The organism is Oryzophilus luti, from assembly GCF_059726245.1.
Map to the genome: position 1 here is coordinate 357805 of NZ_AP040874.1, position 19403 is coordinate 377207.

The following is a 19403-nucleotide window of genomic DNA, read 5'->3' on the forward strand; positions in this document are numbered from 1 at the left end:
CAGGCCTGCAACGTGTGTGGCGCGCATCAATGACTTCCAAACTTAAGTTGAGTGAGAAAGGGCCGCGCTAGCTTTTCAGCGCGTGCGCCAGGGCCTGGCCGGTGTAGCTCCTCTTGACGCGTGCCACCTGCTCGGGTGTTCCGGCGGCCACAATGCGTCCGCCGTCCTCGCCGCCCTCGGGGCCAAGGTCGATGATCCAGTCGGCGTTGCGGATGACGTCGAGATTGTGCTCGATGATGATGATGGTGTTGCCCAGGTCGGTGAGCCGGTGCAGCACCTCCAGCAGTCGGCTGACGTCCTCAAAGTGCAGGCCCGTGGTCGGCTCGTCCAGCAGGTAGAGCGTGCGTCCGGTCTGGCGCTTGCTCAACTCGCGCGCCAGCTTGATGCGCTGCGCCTCGCCGCCCGAGAGCGTGACCGAGGACTGCCCCAGACGTATATAGCCCAGCCCCACATCCACCAGCGTCTGCAACTTCTGGTGCACCCACGGAATACTCTCCAGCACTGTCAGCGCGTCGGAGATCGGCATGTCCAGCAGCTCGGAGATGGAGTGGCCCTTGTAGCGCACCGCCAGCGTCTCGTGGTTGTAGCGCTTGCCGCCGCAGACCTCGCACTGCACGTAGACGTCGGGCAGGAAGTTCATTTCAATGCGGCGCTGGCCCTCGCCCTGGCAGGCTTCGCAGCGTCCGCCGCTGATGTTGAAGCTGAAGCGCCCGGCTTTGTAGCCGCGTTCGCGCGATTCCGGCAGCATGGCGTAGAGTTCGCGAATCTGCGTGAAGACCCCGGTGTAGGTCGCAGGGTTTGAGCGCGGCGTGCGTCCGATGGGCGACTGGTCGATGCAGATGACCTTGTCGATGTTCTCCGTGCCGCTGATTGACTTGTGCTTGCCCGGCTCCTGGCGCGATTTGTAGAGCTTCTGCGCCAGTGCCGCGTACAAAATGTCATTGACCAGCGTCGACTTGCCCGATCCGGAGACGCCGGTGACCACCGTCATGATGCCCAGCGGGAAGGTGGCGTCCACGCTCTTCAGGTTGTTCTCCTGCGCGCCCACGATGGTGATGGCGTGCCCGTTGGGCTTGCGCCGCTCGTGCGGAGAGACGATGGTGCGCGCGCCGGAGATGTACTGCCCGGTCAGCGAGCGCGGCTCCTGCTCAATTTGCGCGGGCGTTCCTGCCGCTACCAACTCTCCGCCCTGCGTGCCCGCGCCGGGGCCGAGGTCGATGACGTAGTCGGCGCGGCGGATGGTCTCCTCGTCGTGTTCCACCACGAGCACGGTGTTGCCCAGATCGCGCAGGGATTCCAGGGACTCCAGCAGGCGCTCATTGTCGCGCGCGTGCAGGCCGATGGAAGGCTCGTCGAGCACGTAGAGCACTCCGCGCAGGCGGCTGCCAATCTGCGTGGCCAGCCGTATGCGCTGGCCTTCGCCACCGCTGAGCGTTGCGGCCGAGCGGCTCAGCGAGAGGTAGCCAAGGCCGACCTTCTGCAGGAAGCCGAGTCGTTCGCGTACCTCGCGCACCACGCGTCCGGCAATCTGCTCCTCGCGGGCATTGAGCTTCAAGGTCTGAATGCTCTCAAGCGCGCGCGTCACGGAAAGTGCGGTGAACTCCGCAATCGAAAGCTCGTTGATCTTGACGGCCAGACTCTCCGCGCGCAGCCGCTGCCCATGGCAGGCGGGGCACGGCGTGGCGGACATGTAGCCCATCAGCCATTCGCGGTAACCGTCGGAACTGGTCTCGTCGAGCGTCTGCTTGTGGAAGGCGAGGATGCCGCGGAAGCCGCTGCGGGCGCGGCTGCGAGGCGTATCGCCCTTGCCGTAAAGCAACGCTTGTTGCTCCGCGTGCGTGAGTTGCTCGAACGGCTGGTCGAGGTCGATCTTCTGTTCTTCGGCAAAACGCTTCACCATGGAGGCGAGCGAAGCCGAGCCGGAGCCGGGGCCAAGGCCGCCGTCGAACAGCGGCTTGCTCCAGTCGACAATCACCTTTGCCGGGTCAAAATCATACTTGGAGCCGAGGCCGTTGCATTCCGGGCAGGCGCCAAACGTGCTGTTGAAGCTGAACGAGCGCGGCTCCAGTTGCGGCACGCTGATGCCGCACTCCGGGCAGGCCATGCGCGAGCTGTAAAGGTGCTCCTCGCCGCCCACAATGCTGACCACCACCAGCCCGCTGCCGAGCTTGATGGCCACCTCGACGGAATTTGCCAGCCGCTTCTCAATGCCGGGCTTGATCACCAGCCGGTCCACCACCACCTCAATGGTGTGGTTCTTGCGCTTGTCGAGCTTCAGGTCGTCTTCCGTGCTGCACAGCTCGCCGTCAATGCGGGCGCGCGTAAAGCCGTGCTGCGCCAGTTTCTCCAGTTCCTTCTTGAACTCGCCCTTGCGGCCGCGCACGATGGGTGCCAGCAGCATCACGCGTTCTTCCTTGCCTGCCTCGCGCGTGGCCAACTCCATCACCATCTGCACAATCTGGTCGGCCGACTGGCGTGAGATCTGGCGCCCGCAATGCGGGCAATGGGGCACGCCAATGGAGGAGTAGAGCAGGCGCAGGTAGTCGTAAATCTCGGTGATGGTGCCCACGGTCGAGCGCGGGCTGCGGGAGGTCGTCTTCTGTTCGATGGAGATGGCCGGGCTCAGGCCGTCGATGGCGTCCACGTCGGGCCGCTCCATCTGGTCCAGAAACTGGCGCGCGTAGGCCGACAGTGTCTCCACGTAGCGGCGCTGGCCTTCGGCGTAGATGGTGTCAAAGGCGAGCGAGCTTTTGCCGCTGCCGCTCAGTCCGGTGATGACCGTGAGTGAGTTGCGCGGAATTTCGACGCTGACATTCTTGAGGTTGTGCTGCCGCGCGCCTCGGACCGTGATTTGGGTAATCGCCATCTGCGGGAAAATGGGCTGCTTCCGTCCCGGCAATGGGCCAAGACCTTGCGTGATTTGGCTCTGCGCTCAGTCAGCGTTACAAGGTAGGAAGACAACTCGACCCAAGTATCTTATTTGCCAATAGCGCCGAGCGTCAAACCGCGAGAAAGTGCTGGAAGGTTTCCGCTGGCCGTCCTGGTGGTTTAGATTAGATGACGAACCTGCTGGATGCGGCGATTGATCGCACCGGCAAGAATCGAGAAGAGAACGTCGTGAATACCGTGCTTGTGACGTTTGCGACGGTGCTGGTAATCGGTGCCTCGCTTGCGCTTGGTGTTGTACTGGGCTATGCCGCGATCGTGGGGATCCTGAACTTCTTCGGGCGCAGGCGCACTGGAGCCAAAACGGCTCCCGTCGCGCTGGTGCCGCAGGTGGGACCCACCGGCGATTAGCCATTCTGAAACAATTGTTGCCAGGAAAAGAAGAGGGACTTCGGTCCCTCTTTTCCTTTTGCGATGAAATCTTCGGTCAAATTGGCAGGGGCCCGCGTTTCCGCAGGCCCCCGGAGGGTGACCGGTCCGCGACGTGCGCCAGGCGGGTCACCACGAGCTTCAGTTGTTGCCCGCGCACGGCCCATCAGCACCGGTGCGGGGTAAGGGTTAGTGCGTGGAGACCACCACGCCTTCGCGCGCCAGGTCGCGTGCATGCTCGCGGGCTGCGATCAGCTCGGTGGCCTTGCGCGCAATGTGCTCAGCGCTCACCTCGAACTCCTTCACCAGCTCCCACGGAGCGCCGGAGTCGCCAAAGCGGTCCTGCACGCCGATGTAGCCGGTCAGCACCGGACGCCCATACAGCGCGGCATCTTCCAAAATCACGCCGGCCACGTGCCAGGCCAGCGCGCCAATCTGGTGCTCCTCGGCGGTGACGATCGCTCCCGTCTCCAGCGCGGCGCGGTGGATGGCGTGGCGGTCGAGCGGCTTGAGCGTGTGCATGTTAATCACGCGCGTTTCATAGCCGTAGTCGCGCTTCAGAATCCAGGCGGCGCGCATCGCCTCCGGCACCATGGGGCCGCAGGCAATGATGGTCAGGTCCTCGCTCTCGGTCACGTACTGCTCGGCCAGCACGGTCTCAAAGGCGTCCACAAAGTTCGGCTGCTCGCCGCGGAAGCGGATTACGTTGGCCTTGCCGAAGACGAACGGTGTCTCGTCCTTGCTGATGATGGGCGTGGCCTCGCGCGCAAAGCGGACGTACTTCGGCCCCTTCTCATGCAGCAGCATGTGGTTGGTGGCCTTGTAGGTTTCAATGGCGTCGGCCGGTACCACGACCTTCATGTTGGGCAGGCCGCACATGGCAAACAGGTCTTCCAGCGCCTGATGCGTCGCGCCGTCCGGCCCCACGCTGACGCCGCCGTGCGCGCCCGCGATGAAGACGTTGAAGTTGCCGTAGCAGATGGAGACGCGGATCTGATCGAGGTTGCGCGCGGCGGCGAAGGTGGCATAGGTGCCCATCACCGGCAGCTTGCCCTCCTTGGCCAGACCGGCGGCAACCGCAGTGGCCGATTGCTCGGCAATGCCCATGCTCAGCCAGCGCGGCTTGCGCTCCGGATGCTTGGCATAGAACTCATTGATGGTGATGGAGCCGGAGATGTCCAGCCCGAGGCAGATGACGCGCTCATCGGCACCGCTTTCGGCCAGTCCTTTGCCAAAGCCCTTGCGCGTCGGCTCCATGGCCACCTTCATGCTCTCGCGGTGGTTCCACCAGTAGTCGGTGCTGAACTTGGGCAGGCGCGCGTTGAGCTTGCGCTCCACCTCGCGCTGGTAGTCGGCTGCCACCACGCCAAGGGCTTCCACGTCGATCTGCGAATCCAGTTGCAGCTCATTCAGCGCCTTCAGCAACTCGTCATGGTTCGGCGTTTTGCCGTGCCAGCCGGCAACGTTCTCCATAAAGCTGACGCCCTTGCCCTTGACGGTGTCGGCAATGATGACCTTCGGCCGGCCGTTGCGGCTCGTCTTGGCAGCCGTCAACATGGTCACCAACTGCTCCATGTCATGCCCGTTGACCTGCGCCACCTCCCAGCCGAAGGCTGCGTATTTCTCCGCGATAGGCTCAATGTCCATCACGTCGGAAACCTTGCCGTCGATCTGCAGGTTGTTCTTGTCGAGGATGGCGACCAGGTTGTCGAGCTTGTAGTGGGCGGCCTCCATTGCTGCTTCCCAGACCTGGCCTTCCTGCTGTTCGCCGTCGCCCATCATGCAGAAGACGGTGTAATCCTTGTGGTCAAGCCGCGCGGCCAGCGCATTGCCCACCGCCACGCTCAGGCCCTGCCCGAGCGAGCCGCTGGAAACCTCCACGCCCGCCAGCTTGAGCCAGTGCGGGTGCCCCTGCAGCGGAGACGACAGCTTGCGAAGCAGGGCCAGGTCCTTCTTGGGAAAGTAGCCGGAAAACGCCAGCCCGGTGTAGAGCGCCGGGGCCTTGTGTCCGGCCGACCAGATGATGCGGTCGCGGTCGGGCCAGCGCGGATTCATTGGATCGTGGTCTGCCACTTCCAGGTAGAGGGCGGCGGTGATGTCCATGATGGAGAGCGTGCCGCCAGCATGTCCGGAGCCCGCGCAATAGAGGGAAGCAAGGTTATACCCGCGCATCAGTGTGGCTTGGGCTTTCAACTCGTCCGTGGTGTAACGGCGCAACGGCTGGCGAGTAGCAGAATCAAGAATCGGCATGTTTGTCTTTACCTCAAAGAACGTCTGCCAAGGTTTGCAACGAGGGGGCGCAGACGTTCTATAGAAACCGGAGACTCTATCCTGTGGCGCACAGCCGGTCAGTGAGCACCATCACGCTAGAACTGTGACAGCATTCCGGCTGGACAGGAGTCTCCCAACTCGTTGTTTTTTCAGAATTGGAGATATGGAGCGGGACTCAGAGCAAAGTGCGGCTAGGACTCCGGCGGAGAATCGGGCGGGGTCTGCTGTGGTGGCGAGTCCGGGGGAGTCTGCTGCGGCGCTTGCGGCGGCTGCTGCATCCTCTGCAAATCCTCAAACATCTGCTGCGGGCTGCGCGCCTGGCCGTCATTGGAAGGCTGCCCGGCCTTCTGGCTTGCGGGCTGCGGCGGCTGTGCCAGTTGCGGCTGGTTCTGGTCGAGCGGCTCGTCGCTCAAGCCATCATCATTGTCATCCGGCGGTGCCTGCCGGGCCGGCTGCTGCATGGCGGCGACCGGCGGTACGTAGGCCGTAGCTGCCGGAGCGCCTTGACGCGGGGTAAGCACTACGCGCACCAGCGAGCCGGGCTGCTGTTCGGCCCCGAGCAGCATGTAGTCATAACGCGAGCCGGTCAGCAGAGCCGAGACGACTTCGCTCGGCGTGCCGGGCCCAAGGCGCACCACCACGCGGTCAGCGCTCACATTGCCGTCCACGGTTGCTCCCGTGGCCTTGCGCACCGCGTTGAGCACGTCATTCAAATTGGAATTGGGCGCGTCGATGGTCAGCAGCCCATTCTGCATCTTGACCGTCGGCACCACCGGCGGCTTGGCCAGCAACGTTTCCGGCGCGGGTGCCACCAGTGTCTGAGGCGCTGTCGCCACTGTGGAGGGCACCTGAGGTGCGGGCTGCACCTGCGGAGCCGCAACGGACTGCAAAGGCCGTTGCGAGAACATTCCCGGATGGTGCGCACGTGGTCCATGCTGCCGCTCACCCTGGGGTGAGTCCTGCTGCGATTGCGCATCCTGCCGGTCGCCACGCGGAGAACGCATCTCCGGAGGAGGTTGCATCCCCTGTGCGGGCTGTTGCGCGGCGCCGGGTAGAACCAGCGCCGTCGCCATGAAGCATGGCCACAACGCCCTCCGGCAAGCCTTCCAACTAATCGCGCACACAGGATTCATCACAGACCTCGTATCCGGGGATTCTACCATCGCCAGGCGGGGCAGACGGATACACAACTTAGACGCGCCGGGAACAGTTTTGGCTTGGTAAGCAGGCTGGCACCTTTGTCTTGCATTCTGTGCCATGCCCCTGTCTACGGGAAGTGCTGGTGAATTGGGTACGAAAGTTTTTCTGCCTCCAGATTCTGCTCCAACATCGCTGGGTTCAAAGGCTGTTGCCGCCTTAAGCTGAAACTACGGCGCTTGGGGCGATGTTTCCTTGGACCTCAATGATCCCAATCACGTTCCCACGTCGATCTCGATTTTGTCATCACGCCTGCCATTGGGTGGCGCCCACATGCATTCACGGCATCCCGAGTACAGGCTGACGCAGGAGAACTCTAACCATGGTTGAGTATCACCGCTGGTCGGTTCCGGAGTCGGAACTTGAAAATCTGAACGCTGCGAAGGCTCGCGATCTCATCTGCAGGTGCTTTTTTGAGGCGCAGAAGGAGCGGTTTGCCGGAGCCGCCGAAATGTTGGGCCTGGTCCCGAAGGATGAGGACCTGATGCATACGGTAGAGGGCGCCATCCGCGGAACATTTCATGAGGTGGGCAGTGATTTCAGCGCGCCGGACAAGGCGTCGTTGATGCAGGTTGTGATGGTTCTGGCCCGCAAGGCCAGTGCATGGGGCACTCCTGCGGAGGTCGTTGAGTATCACCGCAAGCAGATTGAGAAGGTTCTCGCGGCGCTTCCGTAGCGGGGAGCGCCTTCCGACGGTGGAGTTGCTGAGTGGCTTTGGGGTGGTGGGTGAGCGGTCCTCTACGGAGCATGGTGAAGCGGCATTCTACCGCGTGGCCCGGGCCAGCCCTTTGCGCAGCACGTCGATGGTGACGGCCTTGATGCCGAGCGTGTCGAGTTCCTCGCGGGTGGCCCAGCGGACTTCGGCGGCATCGTCGGCGGCGCGGAGCGTGCCGCCCTGTACCCGGCAAAGAAAATCAATGAGCACGTAGTGATACTGCGTGCGGCCGGTTGCGTCGGGGAAGATGCTGTCGAAGACGTCGAGCACCTCGCCGGCCTCCACGATCAGCCCTGTCTCTTCGCGTACTTCGCGGACGCAGCCTTCGCGCATCTTTTCGCCCAGTTCCAGCACTCCGCCTGGCACTGACCACTCCCCGGCCAGCGGGGCATGGGCGCGGCGCGCCAGCAACACGCGGTTTTCAGCCACCACCACGGCGCCAACTCCAACCAAAGGATGTTCCGGATATTCGCGGGTCATAACTCTATTGAAACACGCGCAGAAGCGCGGACGATGTTCTGCGTCGAATGCAGCCGGGAGTCCGTTCAACGACACCCGCTCCGGGCGCTCAATAGAAGAGCGTCCGCGGTTCCAACTCCACGGCTCGCCAGCCCTTCGCGCTGCGCGCCAGCGTCAAAAACAGCGTCTTTTCGCGACGCTCCACCGAACCATCGGCGAAGTTCAGCTCCAGTTGTGCTTCCACCTGCACCCGAGCGGTGCCGCTCCCGGCGTCCTCAATGCTCAGCAGGTGCAGGTGAGGCCGCAGGGCATCGGTGCGCTGGAACATGGCGCGTACCTGCCCGGAGAAGCTTTCGTAGGCGGGCATCTGTGCGGTGTCGAAGGCGGAGAGAAACAGACGGGAGTCATGCGACAGCAGACCATTGCTCATGATGTGGAGCAGGGCCGCGGCTTCCGACGAAGTGGGCAGTGACGAAGCGGAAGGTTGACTGGCGTCCTGCGCTGCCATTGGCATGGCACACAGCAGCAGGCCGAGCAGAGTGGCGGTCAGGAGTCGAGAGGCAAACGTTCGCATGGGAACCTCGTGTCCGCGCCCGGAGTTGTTTGGCTGCCGGGCGCGGACACTCCACATCTTACATGCGTCTTACAGTTTCAAGCCTTTGCCCCAGCCGTTGTCATAGGCCAGGTAGTCGATGGGGAAGCGGCCACCATACGGCTTTTTGTCACCCTTGCGGCGTCCGATGGCGAGCAGTGCCACCACGCGCACGCGCTCCGGAATACCGAGCAAGGCCTTCACCTTTGATTCCGAGAAGCCTTCCATCGGCGCGGTGTCATAACCCAGGCTTTCGGCGGCATACATCAACGAGGTGTAGGCGATCATGGTCGCGCGGTTCACCCAGAGGCCGAAGTCCGGCGCCACGCCGCCCGCATCTCCTGCCGGGCTGCCCAGGAAGTTGGTGACGTTCTTGCGGATGATCCCGGCAATCTCGTCCGTGATGGTGCCGCGCTCCTTTGCCGTGGAAATCATCTTCTCCAGGTCGCCATCCTTCCATGCCAGCGGGTCGCCGCAGGCAACAAGTACCACCGGCGCTTCTTCCACCTTGGGCTGGCCAAAGGCGGCTTCGCGCAGCTTGCGACGCTGTTCCGGGTCGCGGACCACGACAAAGCGCCACGGCTGCAGGTTGTAACCGCTGGGGGCTTCAAAGCCCAAGCGGAGAATCTCCTTCAGGTCCTCGTCCGGAATGGGCGTGGAATCAAAGCTCGAAGTGGCGCGGCGTTCGGCCATGAGTTGGGAAAACGGCTTGGAATACAACGGCATGATGGCAATCTCCTTTTACGGTCGCCCGCAACGCTGCGAGCCTTGATCGAATGCCGCGCAGGCGCTGGCTGGCGGCTTACAAGGAAACAGATGAGGGGGCGAGAGCCCGCGTCGCAGAATAATTGTCACAACAAATATTCTGCTGTGCAAGTTCTTCGGCCGCAGCCGGCAGCGCCACCTATAATGCTGCCGAAGATGCAGAGGCCGGAAATGAAACGCATTATTGCGGTGCTGGTTGGGATGGTGGCGATAAGCAGCGCGCTCTGGGCGCAGAAGGTTCCCTGTGCGTTGCCGGGCAATGACAACGCCTTTCTCGGGTTGCACACCATTCGCCTGTGGCCCGGCGCGGCGCCTTTGGCACGCGGCAATGCCTGCCGTGACATCCCCACGCTCACGGTGGTGGACCCGGCGACCGGCTCCGACAATGGTTCGGCGGTGCTCGTGTTCCCCGGCGGCGCCTATGCGCAGCTCTCCGGCAACAGTGAAGGCCTGCAGGTGGCCACCTGGTTCGCCGCGCGAGGCTTCCGCGCCTTCGTGCTCAGCTACCGGCTGACCTCCGATGGTTACGTGCTGCCCGTGCCGCTGCTGGACGCCCGCCGCGCCATTCAACTGGTGCGCTCCAAGGCCGCCGAATATAAGATTCAGCCCGACCGCATCGCCATTGTCGGCTTTTCCGCCGGAGGCCATCTGGCGGCGTTGGCCGCCACGCAGCCTCAGCCCGGTAAGCTCAAGGCTGCCGACCCGGTGGAGCGCGTGAGCAGCCGCCCGGATTACCTCATCCTTGCCTACCCGTGGATTGGCGGTATCTCCAGCGATACTTCGCATCTTTCCTACTGCAAGCTGTTCGGCCTGATGGATCGCTGCGAACAGTTGCGCACCGCGTACTCGCCCGACCTGTTTGTGGACGCGCAGACGCCGCCCACGTTCCTCTACCACACCCTGACCGACTCCACCGTTCCCGTGGAGCAGGCCATGCGTTTCTATGATGCGGCGCGCAAGGCAGGCATCTCGATTGAACTGCACATCTTCTCTGACGGTGCTCACGGCGCGGGACTTGGCAAGGGCGATCCCACGCTGGAGCAGTGGCCGTTGCTGCTGGAGCGCTGGTTGCGCGTGCAGGGGCTGCTGACGAAGCCCACCGAGTCGAAGGCCGCAAAATAGCGCCTCTGCCGCATTGGCTTGTGCGCCCCGCGCGCCGGATGGACTAGACTGAAAGCATTCCATCAGGAGCTTGGGGCCATGAGTTCTCTTACAAAGAAGTGGATTGACCTGCGCAGTGACACCGTTACCACGCCGACCGACGCGATGCGCCGCGCCATGGCCGAAGCCGAAGTCGGCGACGACGTGTATGGCGAAGACCCGACCGTGAACCGCCTGGAGGCGCGCGCCGCCGAAGTCTTCGGGCGCGAGGCCGCGATTTTTGTGCCCAGCGGCACCATGGGCAACCAGATCGCCATCAAGCTGCACACCAAGCCGGGGCAGGAAATTCTGTGCGAAGAGCGCGGGCACGTCTTCAACTTTGAGATGGCGATGCTCGCCTGGTTCTCGGGCTGCATCGTGCGGCCCATTGCCGCGCCCAAGGGCGTGCTGAGCTGGTCGCTGGTGGAGCCGAAGATTGCCGGTCCGACCTACTACCTGGCGCAGACCGGCCTCATCAGCATGGAGAACACGCACAACATGGCCGGCGGCACCGTCACGCCGGTGGAGAACATGGAAGATATCTGCCGCCAGGCGCACAAGCGCGGGCTGCCCGTTCACCTGGATGGCGCGCGCGTCTTCAACGCCGCGCTGGCACTGGGGCGGCCGGTGGCGGAGATCACCAAGGAATTTGATTCGGTGATGTTCTGCCTGTCGAAGGGCCTGGGCGCGCCGTCAGGCTCCATGCTGGTTGGCTCGCGAGACTTCATCAAGGCTGCGCGCGCCACGCGCAAGGCGCTCGGCGGAGGCATGCGGCAGATCGGCATCTTGGCCGCTGCCGGATTGATCGCCCTCGAAGAAGGCCCCAAGCGCTTGCATGAGGATCACGCCAACGCCCGTCTGCTGGCCGAAGGGCTGAACCAGATCAAGGGCGTCAGCATTGACGTTGCAACCGTCGAGACCAACATCCTTATCTTCGAAGTGAGCGGCACGGGCAAGAGTTCGTCGGCGATCGTGACAGCCCTGAAGGAGCACGGCGTGCTCTGCGGTGCCGTGACGCCGCAGACCATCCGCTTCTGCACGCACAAGGACGTGACGACCGCCGAGTGCAAGCAGGCGCTGGTGGAGCTGGAAAAGATCTGTGCGGCGTAACCAGGCTGGCAGTACAAATTTGTGATCGCCCGGTGCGGGCGCGCATCCAAAGGACGACCATGTCACTGAAAGTGGAATTTGCCTCCGTAGCCAATTGCACGGCTGCCGATGTCTGGCACGTGTTTGAAGATGTAACCCGCTGGCCCCGCTGGGACCCTTCCGCGCTGCGCTCGGCGCGCTGGGTGGAGGGCGAGCCTTGGACGGCCGGTTCAAAGCTGGAACTGGTCATCCTGAAGCCGATGGAGCTGACCCTGACGGCAACGCTGGCGGAGGTTACCGCGCCAGAAGGCTTCCGCCTGACGGCCAGCAAGAGCGGCATTGATGCTGACCTGCAATTTAAGTTCAGTGCGGTGGATGGCGGCAAGACCGAGTTGAAGACCGTGCAGGAGTTCAGCGGCGCGCCGTTGATGTTCTTTGGCGACCGCGCCCGCGGGCCGCTGGAACAGGGCATCGCCTACATGGTCGGCCGCATCCAGGCAGAAGCCGAAGCTGCGGCACAAAACAAGTAGCATCATCCGTTCGCAAAAGTCTCACGCGCCCGTTCAGGTCTGCCTGTGCGGGGCGCGGTCGTCTGCGCGGAATCTCCTGCGGTTTCCACGCGGCTGGTAAACTGTTGCGTGGCCATGAGCGCAACCATCGAACAATGGGCGGAGCAAGTTGCGGCGGGGAATCTGCGTGCCCTGTCGCGTGCCATCACGCTGGTGGAAAACCGCACGCCGGAGGCGCATGCTCTGCTGCGTGCGCTGTTTCCCTCCAGCGGACGCGCGCGTGTGCTGGGCCTGACCGGCGCTCCCGGCGCGGGCAAAAGCACGCTCGTGGATGCGCTGGCGCGCGAGTTCCGCAAGCAGCAGAAGACGGTCGGCATCATTGCCGTCGATCCGTCGAGTCCCTACACCGGCGGCGCTATTCTTGGCGACCGCATTCGCATGCAGTCGCACCACGCGGACCCCGGCACGTTCATCCGCAGCATGGCAACGCGCGGTTCGCTGGGTGGGCTGGCCAGCGCTACCGCCGACGTGGCGACCGTGATGGATGCCAGCGGTCGTGATGTGGTGCTGATCGAGACCGTCGGCGTCGGCCAGGACGAGGTCGACATTGTGCGCCTCGCGGACATCACGCTGGTGGTGCTGGTGCCCGGCATGGGCGACGACGTGCAGTCGATCAAGGCCGGCATCATGGAGATCGCCGACATCTTCGTCATCAACAAGGCGGACCGCGAAGGCGCCGAGCGCGTCGAGCGCGAGATCAAGGCCATGCAGTCGCTGGCCACACGGCATGACGATTGGATTCCGCCGGTGGTGAAGACCGTAGCCGCCACCGGACAGGGCGTGCCGGAGCTGGCGGCGGAGATTGCGCGTTACGAAGAGTTTTTGCAGACGAGCGAGGTGGGCCGCCAGCGTCGCGTCGCCAACTGGCGCGCGCGGCTGGAGGAGATGCTGCGCGAAGAAGTGCTGGAGCGCGTGGTGCGTCAGCGCATGGACAGCGCGGCAGCCCAGCAGTATGCGGCGGAGATCAGCGAGCACAAGCGAGACCCCTACACGCTCGTGGACGAATTGCTGGCCGGTTTGACCGAGCCCAGCCCGGATGAATAGATGATTGTTCTTGGTATAGATACCTGTGGCAAACAAGGTGGAGTCGCGCTGGTGCGCGCGGAAGGCGGCGTGTGCACGCTGCTGGCCGAAGCTTCGCTGGTGGGCAAAACGTATTCGGCGCAACTGGTGCCACAACTGGCCTTCGTGCTGGAGCGCGCGGGCGTGGCAAAGAGCGCGATTGACTTGTACGCGGTCGCCAGCGGCCCCGGCTCATTCACCGGACTGCGCGTCGGCATCGCCACGGTGAAGGCTCTGGCCGAGGTCTTCGGCAAGCCTGTGGTTGAGGTCAGTGTGCTGGAGGCTATGGCCGCAGCCGCCAATGGCGAAGGAAGCGTGCTGGCCCTGCTCGACGCGCAGCGCGACGAGGTCTACGCCGGCGAGTACGAGATCGGTGGCCCGCTGCCGAAGATGCTGCGCGAAGTGCTTCTGCCGCAGGAGAAATTGATTGAGGAACTGCGCGCGAAGCCGCTCCGTACCGTGAGTTGCGACGAGACGGTGCTGACGGTGCTCGCCGAAGCCGGTTTGCCGGCGGCGAAGGCCGCGCGCCCGACGGCGCGCAACTTTGCCGAGCTTGGCGCGCGCAAGTTTGCCGCGGGCATCACGGTTGCGCCCGAGCTGCTTGATGCCAACTACATCCGGCGCTCGGACGCCGAAGTCTTCTCGGCGCCCAAGCTTGGTATCCAGGGTGAAGCGCCGCATGCGGTCATTACCAGCGCCACACCGCAGCCCCCCGCCAACTACCTTTCGGAAAAGAAGTGATTCGCCCCGCACAACTCGCGGACGTTGAGCGCATGGTGGAGATTGCCGCATCCAGCGCAACGGCCGCGCACTGGCCCCGCGAGGCCTACGAACACGCTCTGCGCGGCGGCGAGCCGAGGCGGCTGGTGCTGGTCGCCGAAGAGGGCGGGGATACCTGCGGGCTGCTGCTGGCGCTGCGCCAGACGGTGGAGTGGGAGCTGGAAAACATTGTGGTCGCCGAGGCTACGCGTGGTCGCGGACACGGTCGCGCACTGTTGACGGCCATGTTGGACGCTGCTCGCGCGGAGGGTGCCGAGTGCGTCTTTCTCGAGGTGCGAATCTCGAATCAAGCGGCCCGGAAGCTCTACGAAGCCGCCGGGTTCGAGCAGGCCGGAACGCGCAAGTCTTACTATGACAATCCCTTAGAAGACGCCGTCATCTACCGCAAAAATCTGTGAATTTTCGCGTCGAAAATTGTTGAAGGAACGTGAACGCGGTGTTAGCCTCACGAGCACTAAATCCCTGCTCTGGAGGTGCTGAAAATGACGACTCCCGTACGCGAGCAGCTCCTGGCCAGCAGCGAAGAATTTCGCCGCCTGACTCAGGAACACAAGACTTACTCCCAGCAGCTTGATTCCCTCATGCAAAAGCCTTACCCCTCCGAAGACGATAAAGTCGAAGAAGTCCGCCTGAAAAAGATGAAATTACGCTTGAAGGACCAGATGGAGACTCTGGAGAAAACCTTCGGCGGCCAACACGCGACAGCCTGAGAGCTGGCCAGACCCGTTCACGCCTGACGCAGTGGAGACGCAGATCGCCTGCGAGGGCACGCGTGTCCGTATGACGTACCAAGATCCAACCCCCAAGCCCCGGCCGCGTGCCGGGGCTTTCCGTTGCGCGTGGCCCAATCTGCTCGCCACTCCCAGGCCGAGCCAGTCGATCACGCAGCGTGTGAACCGACGGTCTGTAGCGTTCCGGGCGAAATGCACACCCCTAATTCGCTATAATCAAAGGTCTCCATGGTTCGCGACGGATATTTTTACGGAATAGGTTGCGTGGTGGCGGCTGCGGTGCTGGGCTGGCTTACCTCGATGTGCTGGCTGGCGGTCATTCCGCTGCTGCTGGCGGCATTTTTCCTGTGGTTTTTCCGCGACCCGGAGCGGGTGATTCCCGCCACGCCGGGCGCGATTGTCTCGATTGCCGACGGCAAGGTGACCGACATTTCTCCGGTGACGGTGGATGGCGAAGCCTGCACGCGCATCAGCGTCTTCCTCAGCGTGTTCAATGTGCATGTGAACCGCGCGCCTGAAACCGGCGTGGTGGAGGCCATCGAGTACCGCCGCGGACAGTTCAAGAACGCCATGGCGGCCGAATCGGCCGAATTGAACGAGCAGAGCATCCTGACCATGCGCACCGCGAGCGGCGCGCGCATTATCTTCAAGCAGATCGCCGGGCTGATTGCGCGGCGCATTATCTTCTGGCCCAAGGTGGGCGACCGGCTGGAGCGCGGACAGCGCTTCGGACTCATCAAGTTTGGCTCGCGCTGCGACGTGGTATTTCCCGCGGCGGCGAGCGTGGCGGTGAAGCTCGGCGAGCATGTGCGCGGCGGCTCCACCATTCTGGCGACGCTGCCGGTGGCGGACGCGCAGGTGGAGAAGCAGGCATGAACCTGGGATTGCCGTTACCGAAGCGTCCAACCGCCGCGCAGGAACGGCGCATGCGCAAGGGCATGTTCTTGCTGCCCTCGCTGTTCACCACGGGCAACATGGCGGCGGGCTTTTTTGCCCTGACGCAGGTCCTGATGGCCTCGGCGTCCGAGCCCTGGCACCTTGATATCGCTGCCAAGGCCATCGGCTTCGCCGTGTTGTTTGACGGCCTGGATGGCGCTGTGGCGCGCATGACCAACACGCAGACCGACTTCGGGCGTGAGCTTGATTCGCTGGCCGATGCCGTGACCTTCGGCGTCGCCCCGGCCTTGATGGCCTGGGTGTGGGGCTTCCGTCTGCTGCCGACCACGATCAACCCTGACATCCTTGGAAACATCCAGCAGGTTGGCGTCATTGTCGCGTTCCTGTTTCTGGCGGCTGGCGCGGCGCGGCTGGCGCGCTTCAACATCTCGGTAAACCCGCAGCCCAAGAACCCCGGTGTTCCGGGGCGCAAGTATTTTGTCGGCATGCCGATTCCTGGCGGCGCGGGCTGCCTGGCGGCGGTGGTGCACTTCCGCCTGGGCGAGCCGATTCATGACTGGCGGCTGGCCGTGGCTTGGATTGTCTTCGTCGCCTTTATCGGCTTCCTGATGGTGAGCACCTGGCGCTTCTGGAGCGCCAAGGGTCTGGACGTGCGTCATCAGCATCCGTTCCGCATCCTGCTGGTACTGGGCCTGACGATCTGGGCGGTGTGGAACTTCTCGCGGTATGTGCTGCTGGCCTTGACCGTGACGTATATGCTGATGGGCGTTTGCGCTCGGCTGTCGTACGGCTTCCGCCGTCGTCAGGAGACCCCGACCCCGCCGCAGGAGGCGCAGGCACAATGAGCGAGCACGATATGAACAGTGAAAATTCCCGTGGTGGATGGTTCAAAGTCGCTGTGGTTGGCGCGGCCACGCTGGCGGGCAAGGAACTTGCCGAGCAGTTGAGCGAGCGTCGGTTCCCCTCGGCGGACGTGAAGCTGCTCGACGATGACGATTCGCTTGGACAGCTCGAAGCCGTTGGCGACGAGCCGACTTTCATTCAGAGCGTGCTTCCTGAGCATCTGACGGATGCCGATTTCACCTTCTTTGCCAGCGAGCAGTCCTTCACGGCCAAAAGCTGGAAGATGGCTGCCGACGCGGGCAGCGAGATCATCGACCTGAGCTACGCGCTGGAAGCGCAGCCCAAGGCCAAGCTGCGTTCGCCGTGGCTGGAGAAGGAATTGAGCGGCGAGCCGGGCGTTGAGCTGGCTTCCGCCCCGGTCGTCGTGGCCCATCCGGCGGCTTCGGTGCTGGCTCTGTTGCTGGTGCGCCTGCACAAGGCCTTGCCGCTGCGCACTGCGGTGGCCACCGTGCTGGAGCCGGCAAGCCAACTGGGCCGTGGCGGCGTGGATGAACTCCACGAGCAAACGGTGGCTCTGCTGAACCTGCAGCAGATTCCGGAGAAGGTATTCGGCGCGCAGTCGGCGTTCAACCTGCTGCCCGCGTTCGGGGAGCAGGCAAAAGGCTCGCTGGAACAGACTCGTCAGCGCATCAGCCGCCACATTGCAGCCATCTCCGCAGGCAAGGCGCCGCGCCCGGCGCTGATGGTGCTGCAGGCGCCGGTCTTCCACACGGACAGCTTCGCGCTTTACGTTGAAACCGAGAAGGACGCTGACCTTGAGCAGGTGAAAAACGCGCTCGACGGCACCCATGTTGTGTTGCTGGAGGATGCGCGCGAGGCGGCAAGCGCCTCCGCCATTGGCGAGGACGATGTGCAGTGCCTGGTGCGCGAAGATGGCGCCAACCCGCATGGATTCTGGGTGTGGGCCGTGGCCGATAATCTCCGCGTGAGCGTGGCGCAGGCCATTGAATGCGCCGAGCAGATGGCGGCCGCGCGTCCCCGGGGGAAGGTGCAATGAAGTTGCGTCTGCTGATGACGTGCGCGCTGGGATTGTTGCTGGCCAGTGCTGGCTGCGGCTACCACGTTGCGGGCAAGGGCTCGCAACTGCCGCCCACGCTGCGCACGATCGCGGTGCTGCCGTTTGAGAACCAGACCAAGACCTACCACGTGGAGACGCGCCTGACCGAGGCCGTGGTGCGTGAGTTCAACACGCGCACGCGCTACCGCATCGTCACCTCGCAGGCCGAGGGCGACGCCGTGCTGCGCGGCGTGGTGACCAGCGCGCAGGTCGCGCCCGTCACCTATGATTCGCGCACCGGCCAGGTCTCCACTTCGCTGGTGACGGTGGCCATCAAGGTGACGCTCACCGACCGCAGCGGCCGCGTGCTCTACGAGAACCCGAACTTCATCTTCCGCGAGCAGTACCAGGTGGCGCGCGAGTCGGCCAACTTCTTTGAGGAGCAGGGGCCGGCGCTTGACCGCATTTCGCGCGACTTTGCGCGTACCCTCGTCAGCGGCATGCTGGAGGCCTTCTAGGTGAAGACCTTCGCATCCACGGAACGTTTTGTCTCCGACGTCAGCAGCCACAAGTTGCAGGCGGGCTACGTCTTTATCGGGGACGAGGCGTTCTTCCGCCGGCAGTGCCGCGACGCGGTGCTCGAACACCTTGTGCCGCCCGGCATGCGCGAGTTCTGCCTCTACGAGTTTGACCTCGACAACACGGAGGTCGTCGAGGTGCTGGACCGCGCGCGCACGCCGTCGCTGATGGCGCCGTTCCAGGTCTTTTTCGTGCGCGGTATCAAAGCGCTCTATGGGCGCGGCAAGCATGACGCCGAGTTCGCCGCCATCGAAGAATACTTCCGCAATCCGAACCCTGACGCGCTCTTGATCTTTATCGCCGACCACATCAACATTCCGGCCGACACGCGCCGCATGGAGATGCAGGACAAGGACCGCTACGAGCGCATCAAGGAGACGCTTGGCTCCTACTGCGCGCTGATCGAGTTCGCCCGCGTGGACGAGGGCGAGGCCGTGCGCTGGCTCTCCGACACCGCCGCGCGCGAAGACGTGAAGATTGAAACCGACGCGGCGCGCGAGCTGGTCGATTCGCTCGGCGGCGACATGATGATGATCTCCGGCGAGCTGGAGAAGCTCATCCTCTACGTTGGAGAGAAGAAGCGCATCACCCTCGGCGACGTGGAGACGATGGTGCTGGCGGCCAAGCAGCGCACGTTGTACGAGCTGACCGACGCCATCAGCGCCAAGGACCGCCCGCGCGCGCTGTCCGTGATGGACGCCATGCTCTCCACTGGCGATGGTGACGATGCGGCCATCGGCCACCTCTACATGCTGGCCAAAACCTTCCGGCAGATGCTCGTGATTGGCGAGCGCAACGTGCGCGACTCGCGTGCGCTGTGGCAGGTGCTGTGGCAGGGCTTCCGCGTGCCGCCGTTCGCGGCCGAAGACGTCATTCGGCAGGCGCGCCGCTACAAGTCACGCCGCGAGTTGACGCGCGCCATCCGCCTCATCGGCAAGGCCGACCTCGCGCTGCGCTCCAACCCGCCCAGCAAGCGGCTGGTGCTTGAGAACCTCGTGCTCGAACTCTGCGCCGAGCCCAAGCCCACCCAGGGCGACGGCTGGCAGCAGGAAGAGCTGCCGGTATAACAAGAGCGGTGCGACTGCCGTCGCCCCCTCTTTTCTTGCAAGGCGTCTTCACCGGTCGACATAGGAAATAGACAAGTTCAGAGATTGACGAAGGGGCGGAGTCTTGTGACGGGCTCCGCCCCTTTGCCGTCGCGCCGCAGGATGCGAAGGAGGGAGAGCCGCGGCGGGACGCGGGGCTTGGTGCGTGTGCGCGCCGCTTCCGTTAGCAGCGCCAAAGGCGGCCGTCGCTCGAGCGCATCCTGCTGTGTGGCGTCAGGGCGCAGCGCAAGGCTTGC

20 protein-coding genes are annotated in these 19403 nt (G+C 63.8%); 14 read left to right on the top strand and 6 right to left on the bottom strand.

What is annotated here, in order from left to right; all coding sequences use genetic code 11:
• Positions 1–67 precede the first annotated feature (67 nt).
• Entirely contained in the window at positions 68–2866 is a 2799-nt protein-coding gene (gene uvrA / locus AC6IZO_RS01525) for an excinuclease ABC subunit UvrA (RefSeq protein ID WP_497807289.1), read from the bottom strand.
• Positions 2867–3057: 191 nt separating this feature from the next.
• On the opposite strand from uvrA, the gene AC6IZO_RS01530 reads away from it, so the two are divergent.
• Positions 3058–3297 carry a hypothetical protein gene (locus AC6IZO_RS01530; protein ID WP_497807291.1) on the top strand — a complete coding sequence of 80 codons (240 nt, stop codon included), beginning with the start codon at positions 3058–3060 and terminating at the stop codon, positions 3295–3297.
• A 207-nt stretch (positions 3298–3504) separates the two neighbouring features.
• Here AC6IZO_RS01530 and AC6IZO_RS01535 read toward each other — a convergent pair whose 3' ends face one another.
• Entirely contained in the window at positions 3505–5565 is a 2061-nt protein-coding gene (locus tag AC6IZO_RS01535; protein ID WP_497807293.1) for a transketolase, read from the bottom strand.
• Between the two features lie 212 nt (positions 5566–5777).
• A complete protein-coding gene (locus AC6IZO_RS01540) occupies positions 5778–6422 on the bottom strand; it encodes a hypothetical protein (RefSeq protein WP_497807295.1) in 645 nt (214 codons plus the stop codon).
• Positions 6423–7105: 683 nt separating this feature from the next.
• Here AC6IZO_RS01540 and AC6IZO_RS01545 point away from each other — a divergent pair.
• Positions 7106–7459 (top strand): hypothetical protein, encoded by a 354-nt coding sequence (locus AC6IZO_RS01545; protein WP_497807297.1) that lies wholly within the window; start codon positions 7106–7108, stop codon positions 7457–7459.
• Positions 7460–7546: 87 nt separating this feature from the next.
• Here AC6IZO_RS01545 and AC6IZO_RS01550 read toward each other — a convergent pair whose 3' ends face one another.
• The 3 genes from AC6IZO_RS01550 to AC6IZO_RS01560 all read right to left on the bottom strand — a co-directional run bounded on the left by AC6IZO_RS01550 (position 7547) and on the right by AC6IZO_RS01560 (position 9275).
• The gene (locus AC6IZO_RS01550; RefSeq protein WP_497807299.1) at positions 7547–7978 is read right to left on the bottom strand and encodes an NUDIX hydrolase; all 432 of its coding nucleotides are present in this window, start codon (positions 7976–7978) and stop codon (positions 7547–7549) included.
• Positions 7979–8066: 88 nt separating this feature from the next.
• A complete protein-coding gene (locus tag AC6IZO_RS01555) occupies positions 8067–8531 on the bottom strand; it encodes a hypothetical protein (protein WP_497807301.1) in 465 nt (154 codons plus the stop codon).
• A 69-nt stretch (positions 8532–8600) separates the two neighbouring features.
• Positions 8601–9275 carry a nitroreductase family protein gene (locus AC6IZO_RS01560; protein ID WP_497807303.1) on the bottom strand — a complete coding sequence of 225 codons (675 nt, stop codon included), beginning with the start codon at positions 9273–9275 and terminating at the stop codon, positions 8601–8603.
• 210 nt (positions 9276–9485) lie between these two features.
• Between AC6IZO_RS01560 and AC6IZO_RS01565 the strand changes: the two genes are divergently transcribed.
• The 12 genes from AC6IZO_RS01565 (at position 9486) to holA (ending at position 19128) form a co-directional block, all read left to right on the top strand.
• A complete protein-coding gene (locus AC6IZO_RS01565; protein ID WP_497807304.1) occupies positions 9486–10436 on the top strand; it encodes an alpha/beta hydrolase in 951 nt (316 codons plus the stop codon).
• 78 nt (positions 10437–10514) lie between these two features.
• Positions 10515–11564, top strand: coding sequence for a threonine aldolase family protein (locus tag AC6IZO_RS01570; RefSeq protein WP_497807306.1), 1050 nt, complete (start codon positions 10515–10517; stop codon positions 11562–11564).
• Positions 11565–11623: 59 nt separating this feature from the next.
• On the top strand, positions 11624–12073 hold the full coding sequence (locus AC6IZO_RS01575; RefSeq protein WP_497807308.1) for an SRPBCC family protein: 450 nt from the start codon (positions 11624–11626) through the stop codon (positions 12071–12073).
• A 114-nt stretch (positions 12074–12187) separates the two neighbouring features.
• Positions 12188–13156: a methylmalonyl Co-A mutase-associated GTPase MeaB gene (gene meaB, locus AC6IZO_RS01580; protein WP_497807310.1), complete on the top strand. Its 969-nt coding sequence runs from the start codon at positions 12188–12190 to the stop codon at positions 13154–13156.
• Positions 13157–13915 (top strand): tRNA (adenosine(37)-N6)-threonylcarbamoyltransferase complex dimerization subunit type 1 TsaB, encoded by a 759-nt coding sequence (tsaB, locus tag AC6IZO_RS01585; RefSeq protein ID WP_497807312.1) that lies wholly within the window; start codon positions 13157–13159, stop codon positions 13913–13915.
• The gene (gene rimI / locus AC6IZO_RS01590; RefSeq protein WP_497807314.1) at positions 13912–14352 is read left to right on the top strand and encodes a ribosomal protein S18-alanine N-acetyltransferase; all 441 of its coding nucleotides are present in this window, start codon (positions 13912–13914) and stop codon (positions 14350–14352) included. Before tsaB ends, rimI begins: the two co-directional genes overlap by 4 nt.
• 84 nt (positions 14353–14436) lie before the next feature.
• Positions 14437–14664 (top strand): HP1242/YdcH family protein, encoded by a 228-nt coding sequence (locus AC6IZO_RS01595; protein WP_497807316.1) that lies wholly within the window; start codon positions 14437–14439, stop codon positions 14662–14664.
• A gap of 249 nt (positions 14665–14913) precedes the next feature.
• Positions 14914–15561: a phosphatidylserine decarboxylase family protein gene (locus tag AC6IZO_RS01600; RefSeq protein ID WP_497807318.1), complete on the top strand. Its 648-nt coding sequence runs from the start codon at positions 14914–14916 to the stop codon at positions 15559–15561.
• Positions 15558–16427: a CDP-alcohol phosphatidyltransferase family protein gene (locus tag AC6IZO_RS01605; RefSeq protein ID WP_497807320.1), complete on the top strand. Its 870-nt coding sequence runs from the start codon at positions 15558–15560 to the stop codon at positions 16425–16427. The genes AC6IZO_RS01600 and AC6IZO_RS01605 overlap by 4 nt, the downstream gene beginning before the upstream one ends.
• On the top strand, positions 16424–17482 hold the full coding sequence (locus AC6IZO_RS01610) for an Asd/ArgC dimerization domain-containing protein (protein WP_497807322.1): 1059 nt from the start codon (positions 16424–16426) through the stop codon (positions 17480–17482). The genes AC6IZO_RS01605 and AC6IZO_RS01610 overlap by 4 nt, the downstream gene beginning before the upstream one ends.
• Positions 17479–18000 (top strand): LPS assembly lipoprotein LptE, encoded by a 522-nt coding sequence (gene lptE, locus AC6IZO_RS01615; protein WP_497807324.1) that lies wholly within the window; start codon positions 17479–17481, stop codon positions 17998–18000. The genes AC6IZO_RS01610 and lptE overlap by 4 nt, the downstream gene beginning before the upstream one ends.
• Positions 18001–19128 carry a DNA polymerase III subunit delta gene (gene holA, locus AC6IZO_RS01620; protein ID WP_497807326.1) on the top strand — a complete coding sequence of 376 codons (1128 nt, stop codon included), beginning with the start codon at positions 18001–18003 and terminating at the stop codon, positions 19126–19128.
• The last annotated feature ends 275 nt before the right edge of the window (positions 19129–19403 follow it).